Here is a 15,346-nt window from a genome sequence, read left to right as displayed (position 1 = left end):
CGCGTTAGTAGGCTTCCTCGTAGTCGAGGTCGTCCTGCGTGATCTTGTGGGAGAAGGTTTTGTACACCCACGCCTGATACGCGATGACGATGGGGATGGTGATCAGGGTCACGGTGAGCATGATTTTGAGGGTCAGCGGCGTGGACGCCGCGTTGTGGATGGTCATGCTCCATGCATCGTTGAGGCTGGAGGGCAGCAGACGGGGGAACATGCCCACCACGCCGAACAGCGCGGTGCCGCCGATGCCCACGGCCGAGGCCGTCCATGCGCGCCACAGCCGGCCCGCGCCAAGGGCGGGGCGGATGGCAATCATGCCCGCAACAGCGCCGATGAGGATGACGAACAGCAGCGGGTTGGCCAGATAGTTGGCAAAGGTGTTGGTCTCCACGCCGGTGTAGACCACAAAGAGCACCGCCCAGATGATGAGCACGGGCCACGTCTTGGTGGCAAGGTTCACGGCGCGGTCATGCAGGGGGCCCTGCGACTTGATGCCCAGCCAGATGGAGCCGTGCATCACGAACATAATGACGAAGAGCACGCCGCCAGCCAGCCCGTAGGGGTTCAGCAGCTGCAGCAGGCCCGCTTCGTTGATGCCCTCGGCGTTGAGGGGAATGCCGCGGAAGATGTTGGCAAAGGCCACGCCCAGCAAGAGGGCCGGGGCAAAGCTGCCAATGACGTGGCACACGTCCCACAGCTTGCGCCATGCGTCGCTTTCCACCTTGGAGCGGAACTCAAAGGAGACGCCGCGCAGAATGAGCGCAAACAGCAGCAGGAACAGCGCCGAATACATGGCCGAGAACAGCGCGGCATATGCGCCGGGGAAGGCCGCAAAGGTCACGCCGCCGGCGGTGATAAGCCACACTTCGTTGCCGTCCCAAAAGGGACCGGCGGCATTGTAGATGGTGCGGCGATCGGTTTCGTTTTTGCTGATGAAGGGCATGATGGTGCCCATGCCCAGATCAAACCCGTCCAAAATGAAGTAGACGGCCCACAGTACGCCCCACAGCAGGAACCATACAGTCTCTAACATGCCTCTTCCTCGTCAGGTAAGAAGTTGGTGTCGATACCCGTTGTCATGCCCGGCCTATTGCGGACCCTTGCGGGCGTACTTGAACAGCAGGAAGATGTCCGCTGCGCCAAGCAGCAGGTACATGCCCACCAGTGCCGCCAGGGAGAAGCCCACCTGCGTCGTGGTCACGGCGGGCGAGACGCCCTCGGACGTGCGCATCAGGCCGTAGACAACCCATGGCTGGCGGCCAACCTCCGCCACAATCCAGCCGAACTGGTGGGCGAGGTAGGGCAGCGGAATGGTCCACACCAGCGCCTTGAGCAGCATGGGGTAGTCCGTCAGGCGGTTGCGTACCAGCCATGCAAGACCGGCAAGGACGATGAACAGGGTGCCAAGACCGACCATGGCGCGGAAGGAAAGGAACGTCAGCATGACGGGAGGGCGCTGGTCCTTGGGGAAGTCCTTCAGGCCCTGCACGGTGGCGGAGGGGTCGTTGAAGGCCAGCAGGGACAAAAGGCCCGGAATGGGGAACGCTTCAATGAGGTTCTCCTCATTTTTTACATCGGGAATCTGCAGCAGGTACATGGGCGCGTAGTCTGTGGTTTCCCAGTGCGCTTCCATGGCAGCCAGCTTGGCGGGCTGCACCTGGGCAACCTCGTTGCCGTGCATGTGGCCCTCAAAGGCGGTGAACAGCGAGAAGATAAGCGCCGCGTAGATGCCAACGCGCATGGACTTCTGGAAGAAGTCCGTGTGCGAGCCGCGCAGCAAATGCCATGCGCTGATGCCCATGATAAAGAAGCCCGCGACAATGAGCGACGCCGGAATGACGTGGAAGAACTGCATCCACCCAAAGGGGTTGGTGATGACGTCGAGGAAGTTGGCGAGTTCAGCGCGGCCGTTTTGCAGTGTGTAGCCCACGGGGTTCTGCATAAAGCCGTTGGCCAGCAGAATCCACAGACCCGAAAGATTGGAGGCGATGGCCACAATCCAGATGGCGGCACAGTGCATCTTGGGCGAGAGCTTGTCCCAGCCAAAGACCCACACCGCAATGAACGTGGACTCAAGGAAGAACGCCACCGTGGCCTCAATAGCCAGCAGCGAGCCGAAAATGTCGCCCACATAGGCGGAGTAGCGGGACCAGTTGGTGCCGAACTGGAATTCCAGCGTAATGCCGGTGACAACGCCGAGGGCAAAGTTGATGAGGAACAGCTTGCCCCAGAACTTCGCCATTTTCTTGTACGTCTCGTTGCCGGAGGTGACGTACTTGGTTTCCATCACGGCGACGAGGATGGAAAGCCCCAGCGTCAGCGGGACGAAAATGAAGTGAAACATGGTCGCGGCAGCGAACTGGAGCCGCGAGAGGAACAAAGCATCCATTGTGTGCCCCCTTGGTCGGTGGTTTCCTGCGCCGGTTCAAGAAGCGCCGGAGGTCCGGAGACCCCCGGCGCGTGCGAGACGGATTTAGTCGGCCATTTTGGCTTTGAGGGCCTTGCCGACGGCGCGGCCCAGTTCAAGGCATTCCTCAAGGGATTCCTTGGCGGGGACGTGCTTGGTCTTCACCGGGTCCACAACCTCAAAGTTCATGGACTCCAGCCATTCGGTGATGGTCTTGACGCATTCGCCGCTCCAGCCGAAGGAGCCAAACGCCGCGCCCACCTTGTTCTGCGGGCGCAGGCCCTTCATGTAGGTGAGCATGTCGGCCACCAGCGGCAGGATGCCGTTGTTGTGCGTGGGGGAGCCCATCAGCACAGCGCCGGACTTGAAGACCTCGGTCATCACTTCGGAGTGGTGGTAGCTCTTCAGGTGCATCAGGCGCACTCCCACGCCCTCGTCCATGAGGCCGTCGGCGATGGCCTTGGCCATCTTTTCCGTGGAGTGCCACATGGTGTCGTACACGATGACGGCGCGGTTCGTGGGCTTTTGCTCGGCAAACTCGCGGTAGGTCTGCATGGCGAACTCCACGTCCTCTTTGCCGCGGAAGATGGCGCCGTGGTCCGGGGCCACCATGTCCACGTCAAGGTCCAGTTCGTGCACGCCGTCGAGGGTCTTCTCCACAACGGGGGAGTAGGGCACAACGATGTTGGCGTAGTACTCCATCATGCGGCGCTTCAGGAACCCGCGGTCAAGCTGGTCCGCGTAGCGCTCGGAGGAGGCGATGTTCTGGCCGAAGGCGTCGTTGGTGATGAGCAGCTTGTCCTCGGGGATGTAGGACAGCATGGAGTCGGGCCAATGCAGCATGCGGGTTTCCACAAACTGCACGGTGCGCTGCCCAAGGGAGATGGACGAGCCGGTCTTCATGGCTTCGATGGGCCAGCCTTCGGGGTGGAAGTGGGCCTCAATGGCGCGCTTGCCCATGGGGGAGCAGAAGATTTTTTCGGGCTTGGCCAGCTCGACGAGGTCGGCCAGCAGGCCTCCGTGGTCGGGCTCCAGATGGTTGGCCACGATGTAGTCGATGTCTTCAATGTTCACGACCTGCGCGAGGGTGGCGAGGAATTCGTCGCGGAATTCGGGCTTCACCGTGTCGAACAGGGTGATTTTTTCGTCTTTGACGAGGTAGGCGTTGTACGTGGTGCCGTGACGGGCGATGGAATAGCCGTGAAAGTCAATGCCGTTCCAATCAACGCAGCCAACCCAGTAGATGTCTTTTTTGATTTCAACCGGTCTCATGATTGTTCTGTCCGTTTCGTTTGTGAGTCTGTGTTTCGCCGCGTACGCGGCGTCTTCCCTGCGGCCCGGTTTCTCTCTCGCGGGCCTTCCGGGCGTGACGGACACTGCCGCCCCGCCGGGAAGGCCCCCGGCAAGCGGGGGCCATGGGTGCTATTCTTTTTCGAAGTCTTCCTTGCCTGCGCCGCAGATGGGGCAGACCCAGTCATCGGGAAGGTCTTCAAAGGCGGTGCCGGGGGCGATGTTGCTATCGGGGTCGCCTTCGGCGGGGTCGTACACATAGCCGCACAGGGTGCAAACATACTTGGCCATGAGGGGAATCTCCTTTTGCCGCTAGGGGCTTAGCTCTCGGCCTTCCACAGGCCGTGCAGGTTGCAGTATTCGCGGGCCGTAACGGAGCTGGCGGAAATACAGAAGGTGGCTTCGGGTGCGTCACCGGGTTTCAGGAACTGGCGGTAGGCTTTGCCGTCCGCGATGAGTTCGATCCACTCGATGTAGTGCTTCTCTTCCATGGGGTGGGCCACGTCGCCAACCTTTACCTTATAGCCGTCGGCTGTCTTTTCAATGACAGGCACGTGCTTTTCTTTGGCGGCATCCACGGTGTTTTCGGCAAACTTCTTCATGGGTTCGCCACAGCAGACCAGCTCGCCTGCGCCACCATGCAGCACTTCCACAATGTTTCCACATGCTTCACATTTGTAGACTTCTAATACTTCGGGCATGGTTTCCTCCTGTCTTTTCATTGCAGGTGATTCGCAATTGGTATTAGGAACCATTAGCGATTAAGAAGGCCTTTGACAAGGGGTTTGAGCAGGAATTTTCCAAATTCCTTCGTGATGGCAGGGCATTCCAACTGCGCGCGGTGCGGTGAAGTGCGGCGCTGACTGTGACGCGCCGTGTTATGATGTGTTGGCATTGAAATCCCATCATCCCCCTAGGAGTTGGAAGGTAGTCTGCCACAATCTGGGCATTTTTCAAATGCCGAAGAGATGGAAGACCTCGGAAAAAGAGGAAAACCGTCTCTTTAAGGATTCACCAACACTATATACGCAAAAGGTGGGGCTCTATCAACAGGCTTTCCTGACAGGAAATGAACATTTGAAAGGACGGAGCGTCGCACGCGGTGCCGTGCAGTACTGCTGGGAGGAACTGTGCGCTACCTACGCAGTTGGGGAAAAGTGCCCGCATGCTGCATGCGTGTGGCGGTGGGGAACCATGGCATGCAGCATGCGGGCGGCTTGGAGAACCGGACTTATTCGCGGAATTTCTCCACGAGGGTGCTTAGCTGCTTTGCCATGCCCGCCACGTCCTGAATGGACGCGTTGGCCGTGGATATGCGCTGGGAGATATCCTGCGACAATTGATTGATGCTGGAGACATTGGCGTTGATTTCGTCGCTGGTGGAGGATTGTTGATCCGCCGCCGTGGCGATGGAGCGCACCATGTCCGCTATGGAATCGGATTGGGAGACGATGCGCGTCAGCACGGACCCCGCGTTGGTGGCCAGGGACTGGGTGTGGGTTGCGCGGTCGCGGGTTTGGTCCATGGCGGAGACAGCGTCGTGGGCGCTCTCCTGAATGCCGCGGATGGCGCCGTCCACCTCGCGGGTGGCCTGCATGGTTTTTTCCGCCAGCTTGCGCACCTCGTCCGCCACCACGGCAAAGCCGCGCCCGGCTTCGCCCGCGCGGGCGGCCTCGATGGCGGCGTTGAGCGCTAGCAGGTTGGTCTGGTCCGCAATGTCATTAATAACGTTCATCACGTGGCCGATGTCTTCGGCGCGTTCGGACAGGCTGCCAAGGCTTTGGGCAAGGCCCTGCGTGGTCTCGGCCATTTGGCGCGTTTCCATGACGGTGTTTTCCACTTCCTGTCCGCCGTCCTTGGCCACGCCGCTGGCGGAGGTTGAAGCCTCGGCGGCGCGTCCGGCGTTTTGGGCAACCTCCAGGACGGTAGCGTTCATTTCCTCCATGGCGGCGGCCACCTGCCCGGTCTGGGCCGAGGTCTGCTCCATGCCGTTCATGAGTTCCTGCATCTGGTGCGCCAGCTGGTCCGCTGAGGCGGTAAGGGCTGTGGCGACCTCGGTGACGTCGTCCGCCACGTGGAGCAGGTTCTCGCGCTGGGCGCGGATGCGCTCTTTGTCGGCTTCCTCCTGCGTCAGGTCGATCATGGTGGCGATGGCGCCGACAACGGCGTCGTTGGCGTCCGTGAGGGGCGAGACTTCGTAGTGCAGGGGGTATTGGGCGCCGTCCTGTCCCGTGTAGGTTAGCTGGCCGCTTGCGCTGGCGCCCGAGGCGATGACGCGGCGCGCCACCTGGGCGTGCTCGGGCGGGCACTGGGCAAAGAGTTCAGACATCTTTCGCCCTGCAATGCGCCCCTCGGGCAGGCCGAGGATGCGGCGCATGGGCTCGTTGGTGAAGGTGACGCGTTCGTCCCGGTCCGTGACAATGAGGGGGATGATGATGCCGTGCAGGATGCTTTTGTTGTATTCCAGCTGATTCTGCACGGTCTGCACCATGACTCGCAGGTTGTCGGACAGCGAGGCGAGTTCGTCGTCGCCGCAGGTGTCGAATTCCGCGTTGTAGTCGCCGTCCTTGATGCGGTCGCTGATGTCGGCGATGCAGACTACCTTGGAGATGACCATACGCTTGATGAAGCCAAGAAGCGCCAGCAGCAGGAAGGCCGCGCCCGCGAGGGAGAGGCCGATGGTCATCTTCTCCGCGTTCCACAGGTCCGCAAACTGCGGGCTGACGTCCTGCATGAGCACCATGGACCCGAGGATGGGCTGGGACGCGCCGTGACAGTGGTGACAGCTTGGCTCGTTGGGAATGGAGTTGACGGCCACAAAGTAGGGCCGTCCGCCAATGTGCAGCAGCTCGCCCGCCTCCTGCGGGGTTGTGAGGCTGGCGGAAAGCAGGTTCTGAATGTCCTGTTCCGGGCGGACGGTGGCGAGGTCCTTGCGCACGGCCTCTTCATCCGTGGAGTAGGTGATGTTGCCCTTGAAGTTGGTGAGGAAGACGGTGACGTCGCTGTAGCTGGCCGCCACTTTGCGTAGCTGCATCTGCGTGCCCTCGTTGTCACCGATGGCCATAGGCTCCTCAATGGCGGAGAGCAGGGTGGAGGCGATGCGGGTGGCGGAGTCGTGGATGATGTCCGTTGTGGCGTGGCGGTGCCACGCGGAGTTGGTGACGCCCAGAACGGCAAAGGTGAAGATGGTGATGATGGAGATGGGGACAATGATCTTGAGCCGCAAAGATTTGCTGTAGAATCCCATGCCTGCCGACCTCCTTTAATGCGCCCCGCCGTAGAGCATGGGCTTGAAGTTGAACGCGCCGACACGCTCTTCGTTGTGGCAGTGTTCACAGTCCTCAATGCTCAGCGAGCCGTGGATTTGGTCCGGGTCGCCGCCCCATTCCACATGCACGGAACCGGGACCGTGGCAGACCTCGCACCCGGCGTGCCCAAGTTCCGGCGTTTCCTCAAAGCTCACGAATCCGCCGGGCTGGCCATACCCCGTGGTGTGGCAGGCGTAGCATCCGCGTTCTTCCTCCTCGGTGAGGTCCGACGACATGATTTTGATACTGTGGGCGGAGGTGGCTTTTTTGGCGTGGCGCATGAAGTTGTCATACTGTTCGGGATGACACTCCGCGCACGCTTTGGAGCCGACGTAGGTCTTCTCCTGTGCGGCCACCGGACGTGTGAACAAGGGGATTAAGGCCACAGACGCAAGAATAAGCGGTGCAACAAGCCGGATTCGCATGGAATTCCCTCCCTCTTAGAGTCCATGTCAGCTGTATTGCGCCTTGGACAGCAGATGTCAATATCCCGAGTTGTGACATGGGTTTGGGTGATGCGTTAGAAGGCCTGCCACATTTCGTTTTTTGCGTGTGCGTACTGTGTGGCCTTTTTTTGTACAGGGGCGTTTTGCATTCTATGAGGACATGGGCGCGGCGTGACATGGACGTGGCGTGCGCCACGCCCAGAGGGGCAGGGAGGAGGCGGGAAGCCGGCGCTGTGTGCCACGTGCAGCGGCGCAAAAAAAAGACCGGAAAGGCTGAGCCTTTCCGGTCCGTGTCTTCTGGTTGGGAGCGCAGACGCTACTTGGCGTAGCCCACGGCGCGGCGTTCGCGGATGCACGTCACGCGAATCTGGCCAGGGTAGGTGAGGTTCTCCTCAATCTTCTGGGAGATGTCCTTACACAGCAGGTAGGTCTTGTCGTCGTCGATGCGCTCGGAATCGACCATGACGCGGATTTCGCGTCCGGCCTGAATGGCGTAGGCCTTGGACACGCCCTCGAAGCTGGTGGCGATGCCTTCCAGCTCTTCAAGGCGCTTCACGTAGTTTTCCAGCAGTTCCTTACGCGCGCCGGGGCGTGCGCCGGAGAGGCTGTCCGCAGCCTGCACGAGAACGGCCAGCACCGTGGTGGGTGCGGTGTCCTCATGGTGCGCGGCGATGGAGTGGATGATGTCCTTGCCCTCGCCGTATTTCTTGGCGAGGTCCGCGCCGATGAGGGCGTGGGGACCTTCCACTTCGTGGTCCACGGCTTTGCCGATGTCGTGCAGCAGGCCTGCGCGCTTGGCCTTTTTGGCGTCCAGACCAAGTTCTGCGGCCATGATGCCACACAGGGAGGCCACTTCCAGAGAGTGCTGGAGCACATTCTGGGAGAAGCTGGTGCGGTACTGGAGCTGGCCCAGCAGACGGACGACATCGGGATGGATGCCGTGCACGCCCACGTCGAAGGTCGCCTGCTCGCCAATTTCGCGGAGCTTGACGTCCATTTCCTGTTCCACTTTCTTCACCACGTCTTCAATGCGGGCCGGATGGATGCGGCCGTCGCTGATGAGGCGTTCCAGCGCCAGCTTGGCGACCTGGCGACGCAGGGGGGAGAAGGCGGAAAGGACGACGGTTTCGGGGGTGTCGTCGATGATGAGGTCCACGCCCGTGGCGGCTTCCAGCGCACGGATGTTGCGGCCTTCGCGGCCGATGATGCGGCCCTTCATATCTTCGCTGGGCAGGGTAACGGCGGCGACGGTCTGCTCGTTGACGAAGTCGCCGGAATACCGCTGGATGGCGGTGGCGAGGATTTCTTTGGCTTTGCGGTCGCCGGTTTCCTTGGCTTCCATCTCAATCTGACGGACGCGTTTGGCGGCCTCGTGCCTCGTCTGGGATTCAATTTCACCCATGAGGCGTTCTTTGGCTTCTTCAGCAGTCAGGCCGGAGATTTCCTCCAGCTTGGTCATCTGTTGTCCTTCCAGTTCCTCGATGTGCTCCTGACGGTTGGTCAGCTTGCGTTCGAGGCGGGAGAGACGCTTTTCCATGGCGACGAGTTCGGATTCCTTGCGGTTGGATTCCTCTACGCGGCGCTCAAGGCGTTCTTCCTTGTCCTGGTTGCGGGATTCTCGTTTTTTGAGGTCGCGTTCAACGTCTTTGAACTCGCCCTCCATTTCTTTCTTGAGGCGGAGGATTTCGTCCTGCGCTTGGAGCATGTACTCCTTACGCTGGGCCTGTCCTTCCTTACGGGCCTCGTCGAGGATGCGGTCGGCGAGGTCCTTGGCGCCTGCCAGCCGCTTCGATGAGATGTAATTGTGCAGGACATAGCCTGCTGAGGCCCCTAATACCGCGCCGACAATTGCGGCGAACAATATTGCCAAACTCATGGCACTCTCCTTTTATGCGCTACGGGTTGCCGCAAACCCGATATACTTCGGCAGGGCTTCTGCTCCTGCCAGCGGCGAGGGGTGAAGAGCGATACATCGGAAGTGAGCGGCCGGAGGCAGCCGCGGCTGGAAGACCCGCAAGGGGCCATGAGGAAAGGCGGGCAGGCGTGTTAAGGGTTTATCCTGTAAGCGTTCATGCCGGGTTAAGGTATTCTCCCACAACCAAGAATGTATATATCTACCCCGGGGCGCCGTGTTGGGAACTCTTTTGAACCTTGCAAAGCAAGGTGGGTGCTGCTGTACCTGCCGTCAGGCTCCCCGTCTTGCGGGTGTGCACACGGGCAGGCCTTAAAGCTGCTCCCGTTTTAGAAGTGTTGGCTCAAAAATTGTTCCTCAATCACAAACCCCCCAGGGAGATACGCAAGTATGACGCCCGTTAATCAGGTCCCGCCATTATCGATCTTATCGAGAAGATCGGAAAGTTTTCCATCCAGCTCTTCTAGTTTCCGGTTGCTCTGGAGCAGGTCGTCTGCCAGCCCAAGAGCCAGGAATGTCAACAGCTTCTCTTTGCTCAGTCGTCTACCGTGCTGTGTGATTTCCCGGTACCGTTCCTCAAGAAGCTCCTTTGCCTTGAGAACTCGGGTATGGTCAGCCTTTGCCCTGAAGGAAACTTCCAAATCAAGGACAGAAAGAGTGTAACTCGGCATATGTAGATATCCGCCTATTCAGTCTCTGACTGAAGTTTTTCCAGCAGATTGTCTATCTTGGCGAGGACGTCTCTCTTTCCGGCCCGTTCGCGCTCGAGTTCGTCGCGCAGAGCTCGGTTTTCGCTTTCAAGCTCTCGTTTGCCACCATCGAGCTCCCGCCGAAGACGCCGGTTTTCCTCCTCCAGAACCCGGTTCTTGGCAAGCATGGAATCGATTCGGGCTTCCAACTGGCTCAGTGCATCCATAGGCGAAATTTCTACCCTGTTCAGATAGTAAAATCAAGAAATGTGTTACTTCCTTCTTGGAAGTTCGCGTTGTTTTGCGCGGGTGATGCCTATGGTATTTTCCTTGACGTTTCGCGTAATTACCGAGCCTGCGCCGACAAGTGCGCCTTTGCCGATGGTCACGGGGGCCACAAGAGCGGTGTTGCTGCCGATGAAGGCGTCGTCCTCGATGACGGTTTTGAACTTGTTCACGCCGTCGTAGTTGCAGGTGATGGTGCCTGCGCCGATGTTGGCTCCTGTGCCCACTTCGGTGTCGCCAAGATAGGTCAGATGGCTGGCTTTGGATCCGGGGCCGAGGGTGGCCTTTTTCATTTCCACGAAGTTGCCGACCTTGGCCTCGTCGCACACCAGCGCGCCGGGGCGCAGGCGGGCGTAGGGGCCGATGTGACAGCGCGCCTGCACCGTGGCCTGCTCTAGGTGCGAAAAGGGCAGCACGGTGGAGTCTTCGCCAATGTGGCTGTCGTGCATCCACACGTTGGAGGCGACGCTGGCGCCTGCGGCGATGGTGCTTTCGCCAAGGATTTCGCAGGGGCCGCAGACTTCGCTGCCAGGGGCAACGCTGGCGCGCGGACCAATGGTTACGGCGTCCGGGCGGCGGATGAGCACGCCCTCGTCCAGCAGGCCGTCCACGATGCGCTTTCGCAGCAGCTCCTCGGAGCGCACAAGCTCCGCAGGGCTGTTGACGCCTAAAAGGTGCGGGTCGCTGCCGCCGTTGATGCCCTGTACGGTCAGCCCTTCGGCCACGGCCAGCGCCACAAGATCGGTGATGTAGAACTCGCCGCTGGCGTTATTGTTGGTCAGGCGGCTGAGGAGCGGGCCAATGGTGGCGGTGTTCAGCCAGTAGATGCCCGCGTTGATTTCATGCACTTCGCCGCCGTGGTCTTCTGGGCGGAAGTCCTTGGCCTCGATGATGGCGGCAACCGTGCCGTCCGCGCCGCGTGTGACGCGGCCATATGCGCCGGGGTCGTCGAGGGTCAGGGTCAAAAAGGCAATGTCCGCGTTCTGCGCTATGGACTCGTCCATAAGGGCGCGCAGGCTGGCGGCGGGAAGGAGCGGCGTATCGCCGTTGGCGACCAGCACGGCGTCCAGCCCCGCATCGGTGATGGCGTCCCACGCCTGCTGCACGGCGTGCCCCGTGCCCAGCTGCTGCTCCTGCACGATGAACGCGTCCTGCCCAAGGTGCGAGAAGGCCGCGCGCACGTCATCCGCGCCGTGGCCGATGACGGTCCACAGTCCGGACAGGGGCAGGGTGGACAGGGCGCTGTGGACGTACCACAGCATGGGCTCGCCAAGAATGGTGTGCAGAACTTTGGGCGTATTGGAGCGCATTCTGGTGCCCTTTCCGGCGGCGAGGACCAGTGCGCCTGCGTTCACGGTGCGTTGGGACATATGTTTCATTCCTTGGGATTGCTGTGCGTGGTGCATGCGGCGGCCTGCGGCGCGTCCGCCCACAGCCGCTTAGCGTGGCGGCGGCGGTGTTGTCCAGTGTCTGTACCAGTCTTTGATGTCGTCGCGGGGCCGTGTCGGGGGAGGGGAAGGCCTACGGCGCGGGAACGCCCTCCAGCTCAAGGAGGGCGCGCTTGAGGTCCTCGCCCGAGGCGTAGCCGCCAAGGCCGCTTGTGCTCAGCACGCGGTGGCAGGGCACCAGCAGCAGCCATGGATTGCGGCCCATGACCTGCCCCACGGCGCGGGCGCTGTTGGGCGAGCCTGCCATTTCGGCAAGTTCTTTGTAGGTGACGGTGTGGCCGTGGGGGACCTCGCGCCGCAGGGTGGCGAGGACGCGGCGGGTAAAGGCCGGGAGCTTGTGCTCGGCAAGGGGCAGGTCCGGCCACGTGACCGAACGGCCCAGAACATAGTTTGCCAGCACGCGCTGCACCGCACTGCCCGCGGCGGACAGCTTGAGCGATGGCGTTGCGGTTTCGCTCCACGACAGGGCGGAGCCTGTGAGCAGCGCGCCGGACCACGTTAGCGTGAGGGCAAGGGGACCGGCGGTGAGGGTTTCCGTCTGTGTTGTCATGCAAACAGTCCTTGTGGGTAGGGGACGTCGTGCTCAAACCACTCCGGCATGGGGCGGTCCGGTGCAAGGGCGCGGCCTTGCCATGTGTCCAGCCGCGCAAGGGCGGTGGTGACGCCGTTCATGGTGGGTCGCTTCATGGCCGCCCACTCGGGCGCGACAAGCTGGCCGGATTCCGGGTCCGAGACAATGCGGTGGACCACAATTTCCGGGCGCAGGTGCTCAAGGGCGAAGACCACGGCTTCAATGTACTCCCCCCGCGAGGGAAGTGGAAAGGGCGAAGTACGCCACATGTCCTCAAGGGGTGTGCCCGGACAGATAAAGAGGTTGTGGAGTTTAATGCCGTGGATGGGCAGGGCGTTGACGTAGTCCACACTGGCGAGGAAATCCTCCTCGTCCTCGCCGGGCAGGCCCATAATGAGGTGGGCGCAGACCTTGAGCCCGCGCTCTGCGGCGGCGCGGGTGGCGGCGGCAAAGGTCTCGGCGGTGTGCCCGCGGTTGATGCGGGCGAGGGTGTCGTTCCGCGCGGATTGCAGGCCAAGGTCCAGCCAGATTTCCTGAATGGGCTGGTCGGCCAGCAGGTCGAGCTTGGCGTCATCAAGGCAGTCCGGACGCGTGCCAATGCAGATGCCTGCCAGTTGCGGCAAGGGCGTGATGCGCTCAAGGGTGGCGCGCAGGTGCTCTATGGGGCCATAGGTATTGGAATAGGACTGCAAATACGCCAAAAAAAGTTGCGCGCCGTATTTGTCGCCCAGTTGGGTGCGCCATTTTTCCCACTGCGCCGCAAGGTCCGCCCCGCCGGCCAGAAGTCCGGTGCCTGCGCCCTTGGCGTCGCAAAAGGCGCAGCCGCGTGTGGACAGGCTTCCGTCGCGGTTGGGGCAGGTGAATCCCGCGTCCAGCGGGATTTTGTGGACGCGCCCGCCAAAGCGGCGCTTGAGGTAGGCCGAGAGGCCATGGAAACGGTTCATAAATATGTATCCGGGAGAATTTAGTGTGGACCCCTTGCCTGATGACAGTGGTTTGTATACTAACTCAGAGTGACGTTGCGGGCTGGAGCACACCCAGGTTCCAGCCTTCCGAAATTCCACGAATTCATTGACCCAAGAGAGTGTTTATGTCCAGAATCTTGGATACGGTTCTCGGATTTTTCTCCAATGATCTCGCGATAGACTTGGGCACAGCCAATACTTGCGTTTACGTCAAGGGGCAGGGCATTGTGCTGCGCGAACCCTCCGTCGTTGCCGTCAAACAGGACAGCAAGGGCGGCAAGAAGGTTCTCGCCGTCGGGCTCGAAGCCAAGCAGATGCTCGGGCGTACCCCGGCAAACATCGTCGCCATCCGGCCGATGAAAGATGGCGTCATCGCCGATTTCGAGATCACCGAGGCCATGCTGCGGCATTTTATCACCAAAGTGCACAACAGCCGCCGTCTGGTGCGGCCGCGCATCATCATCTGCGTGCCCACGGGCATTACGCAGGTGGAAAAGCGCGCCGTGAAGGAATCCGCCGAAAGCGCGGGTGCGCGCGAGGTGTACCTCATTGAGGAACCCATGGCCGCGGCCATTGGCGCGGACCTGCCCATTACCGAGCCCACCTCCAACATGGTTGTGGACATCGGCGGCGGCACCACCGAGGTCGCCGTCATCTCGCTGTCCGGCATCGTCTACTCCAAGTCCGTCCGCGTTGGCGGCGACAAGATGGACGAGGCGATCATGCAGTATGTGAAGCGCAAGTACAACATGCTCATCGGCGAGAGCACGTCCGAGACCATTAAAATTCAGGCGGGCAGCGCCTACCCCTCGTCCCACGAGGTGGAAATGTCGGTCAAGGGCCGGGACCTCGTCTCCGGTATTCCGCAGAATATCACCATCACGTCCGAAGAGGTGCGCAAGGCCATTGCCGAACAGGTGGACGCCATTGTTCAGGCCTGCCGCATCGCCCTTGAGCAGACGCCCCCCGAACTGGCCGCGGACATCGTGGACCGGGGCATTGTGCTCACTGGCGGCGGCGCGCTGCTGAAGGGACTGGACCAGCTCCTGCGTGAGGAGACCGGACTGCCCATCACCGTTGTGGACGATCCGTTGTCGACTGTTGTGCTGGGGTCCGGCCGTGCGCTCGACAATCTGGACGTCCTCAAGGAGGTCACGATCGATTAACCTCCGATCGCGAAAAGGGGCCATCGGTGCCCTGCTCCTTATCCTGTTCCTGTACCTGAGTCTGTTTACGTGGAATCTGCGTACGGGAGGACTGGACGCCATTTCCGGCCACACGGGTCTGGAGTTCGTCGGCTGGGTGCTCAAGCCCGGCCAGTGGACCGTGGACAAGGCCACAACGCTCTGGCGTGACTACGTCTACCTTGTGGACGTGCGCGAAGAGAACGAGCAGCTTCAGACCCGGGTGGGCCAGCTCAAGCTGGAACTGGCAAAAGTGCAAGAAGACGCCGCCGAGGCCCAGCGCCTCAGGCGGCTCATGTCGTTTGCTCCGGTTCCCGGCTGGTCGCGGCAGGGCGTGCGCGTTATTGCGCACCGTCTTGGCCCCGGCGCTGTGCTGGATACCCTCACCGTGGACAAAGGCTCCTCAACGGGCGTGGACCAAAACGACCCCGTCTGCACCGAGGACGGCGTCATGGGCCGCGTCCTGCGCCGTGGGCTGACCACGGCCACCGTCCTCCTCATCACCGACATCAACAGCAAGCTGCCTGTCCTTGGCTCCCAAAGCCGCGTCAGCGGCGTTTTGTGCGGCCGAAGCGACGAAGGCATGCTGGAAGTGCGATACGTGCCGCAGAACGCCCCCCTCGCCGTTGGCGAGGAGCTGTTGACCTCCGGGCTGGCGGGCATCTTCCCCAAGGGGTTGCCCGTGGCGCGGGTGGTGGGCGTTGAGCGCTCGGACATTTCGTTGTTTCTGACCGTGCGGGCCAAACCGCTGGTGGACCTGCGCAATGTCGAGGAGGCGCTCATTCTGCATCAGGAGGCCGTTGTCTCCGAATCCGGGCCAAGCAAGGCGAAATAGGAACCCCAC

Annotated in this window: 15 protein-coding genes and 1 other RNA gene; 2 read left to right on the top strand and 14 right to left on the bottom strand. The window is 61.3% G+C overall.

Features of this window, described 5'->3' with window-relative positions; all coding sequences use genetic code 11:
• Positions 1–4: 4 nt before the first annotated feature.
• The 14 genes from cydB to ACI3L3_RS04445 form a co-directional block, all read right to left on the bottom strand.
• A complete protein-coding gene (cydB, locus tag ACI3L3_RS04510) occupies positions 5–1,030 on the bottom strand; it encodes a cytochrome d ubiquinol oxidase subunit II (protein ID WP_404843899.1) in 1,026 nt (341 codons plus the stop codon).
• 54 nt (positions 1,031–1,084) lie between these two features.
• A complete protein-coding gene (locus ACI3L3_RS04505) occupies positions 1,085–2,386 on the bottom strand; it encodes a cytochrome ubiquinol oxidase subunit I (protein WP_404843898.1) in 1,302 nt (433 codons plus the stop codon).
• An 84-nt stretch (positions 2,387–2,470) separates the two neighbouring features.
• Complete coding sequence (locus tag ACI3L3_RS04500) at positions 2,471–3,676, bottom strand: FprA family A-type flavoprotein (RefSeq protein WP_404843897.1); 1,206 nt, start codon at positions 3,674–3,676, stop codon at positions 2,471–2,473.
• Between the two features lie 150 nt (positions 3,677–3,826).
• Positions 3,827–3,985, bottom strand: a complete 159-nt coding sequence (gene rd, locus ACI3L3_RS04495; protein ID WP_404843896.1) for a rubredoxin — start codon at positions 3,983–3,985, stop codon at positions 3,827–3,829.
• 29 nt (positions 3,986–4,014) lie between these two features.
• Positions 4,015–4,395, bottom strand: a complete 381-nt coding sequence (locus ACI3L3_RS04490) for a desulfoferrodoxin (protein ID WP_404843895.1) — start codon at positions 4,393–4,395, stop codon at positions 4,015–4,017.
• A gap of 530 nt (positions 4,396–4,925) precedes the next feature.
• Positions 4,926–6,941 carry a methyl-accepting chemotaxis protein gene (locus ACI3L3_RS04485; protein ID WP_404843894.1) on the bottom strand — a complete coding sequence of 672 codons (2,016 nt, stop codon included), beginning with the start codon at positions 6,939–6,941 and terminating at the stop codon, positions 4,926–4,928.
• Positions 6,942–6,956: 15 nt separating this feature from the next.
• Positions 6,957–7,427 (bottom strand): cytochrome c family protein, encoded by a 471-nt coding sequence (locus ACI3L3_RS04480; protein WP_404843893.1) that lies wholly within the window; start codon positions 7,425–7,427, stop codon positions 6,957–6,959.
• A gap of 337 nt (positions 7,428–7,764) precedes the next feature.
• Complete coding sequence (gene rny, locus ACI3L3_RS04475) at positions 7,765–9,324, bottom strand: ribonuclease Y (RefSeq protein WP_404843892.1); 1,560 nt, start codon at positions 9,322–9,324, stop codon at positions 7,765–7,767.
• Positions 9,325–9,560: 236 nt separating this feature from the next.
• Positions 9,561–9,742, bottom strand: a non-coding RNA gene (ssrS, locus tag ACI3L3_RS04470) — 6S RNA.
• 22 nt (positions 9,743–9,764) lie between these two features.
• A complete protein-coding gene (zapA, locus tag ACI3L3_RS04465) occupies positions 9,765–10,031 on the bottom strand; it encodes a cell division protein ZapA (protein ID WP_404843891.1) in 267 nt (88 codons plus the stop codon).
• A gap of 14 nt (positions 10,032–10,045) precedes the next feature.
• On the bottom strand, positions 10,046–10,276 hold the full coding sequence (zapB, locus tag ACI3L3_RS04460; RefSeq protein WP_404843890.1) for a cell division protein ZapB: 231 nt from the start codon (positions 10,274–10,276) through the stop codon (positions 10,046–10,048).
• A gap of 45 nt (positions 10,277–10,321) precedes the next feature.
• Complete coding sequence (gene glmU / locus ACI3L3_RS04455; RefSeq protein WP_404843889.1) at positions 10,322–11,704, bottom strand: bifunctional UDP-N-acetylglucosamine diphosphorylase/glucosamine-1-phosphate N-acetyltransferase GlmU; 1,383 nt, start codon at positions 11,702–11,704, stop codon at positions 10,322–10,324.
• A gap of 151 nt (positions 11,705–11,855) precedes the next feature.
• Positions 11,856–12,332, bottom strand: a complete 477-nt coding sequence (locus tag ACI3L3_RS04450) for a methylated-DNA--[protein]-cysteine S-methyltransferase (RefSeq protein ID WP_404843888.1) — start codon at positions 12,330–12,332, stop codon at positions 11,856–11,858.
• Positions 12,329–13,297, bottom strand: a complete 969-nt coding sequence (locus ACI3L3_RS04445; RefSeq protein ID WP_404843887.1) for a TIGR01212 family radical SAM protein — start codon at positions 13,295–13,297, stop codon at positions 12,329–12,331. Before ACI3L3_RS04445 ends, ACI3L3_RS04450 begins: the two co-directional genes overlap by 4 nt.
• 146 nt (positions 13,298–13,443) lie before the next feature.
• On the opposite strand from ACI3L3_RS04445, the gene ACI3L3_RS04440 reads away from it, so the two are divergent.
• Positions 13,444–14,484 carry a rod shape-determining protein gene (locus ACI3L3_RS04440; RefSeq protein WP_404843886.1) on the top strand — a complete coding sequence of 347 codons (1,041 nt, stop codon included), beginning with the start codon at positions 13,444–13,446 and terminating at the stop codon, positions 14,482–14,484.
• Complete coding sequence (gene mreC, locus ACI3L3_RS04435; protein WP_404843885.1) at positions 14,438–15,337, top strand: rod shape-determining protein MreC; 900 nt, start codon at positions 14,438–14,440, stop codon at positions 15,335–15,337. Before ACI3L3_RS04440 ends, mreC begins: the two co-directional genes overlap by 47 nt.
• The last annotated feature ends 9 nt before the right edge of the window (positions 15,338–15,346 follow it).

The organism is Desulfobaculum sp. SPO524 (assembly GCF_044987625.1).
GTDB lineage: Bacteria > Desulfobacterota > Desulfovibrionia > Desulfovibrionales > Desulfovibrionaceae > Desulfobaculum.
The sequence above is the reverse complement of the archived record's forward strand: the minus strand, read 5'-3'. Positions and strand labels throughout refer to the sequence as shown.